The following is a 488-nucleotide window of genomic DNA, read 5'->3' on the forward strand; positions in this document are numbered from 1 at the left end:
GTTCGCACCAACCCCCACGCCGCCGCCCCCGCCAAATCAGCAACCGCCTCACCCGCCAAACCCACCGCACCACGCGTCACCACCACCAACACAGCATCGACCGGCTGAGCCAGCCAGGACTGCACCACCGTCAACACGCGATGAATCGCCGCATAAACCCCCGGGACCACCTCACCCAGCGCCCCCGACACTTCAAACACCACCGCATCCGGGACATCCGAGGCGTCCGGGGCAATCGCCGACTGTTGGAAACTTTCCCAGGACAGCACCGACGCCTCGGCCGGCAGCTCATCCACAACCGGGGCCGCCACCCAACACAACTCGAACAATCGACCCGACCCACCACCACCAGCAGCCGCCGACTCCAGCTGACCCGCCGATACCGGACGCATTGTCAGCGAACCCACCGACAACACCGGCCCACCCGCACCATCGGCCAACTCCACCGAAACCGCCCCGGACCCCGCCGACGCGATCCGCGCCCGCAC

The 488-nt window shown here is 67.8% G+C and carries 1 protein-coding gene; it reads right to left on the reverse strand.

Annotated elements, in window-relative coordinates; genetic code table 11:
- On the reverse strand, window positions 1-488 hold a 488-nt coding region (locus BST12_RS32680; protein WP_211281420.1), incomplete at both ends, for a hypothetical protein.

Origin of the sequence: Mycobacterium angelicum, from assembly GCF_002086155.1 — a bacterium.
Lineage (GTDB): Bacteria > Actinomycetota > Actinomycetes > Mycobacteriales > Mycobacteriaceae > Mycobacterium > Mycobacterium angelicum.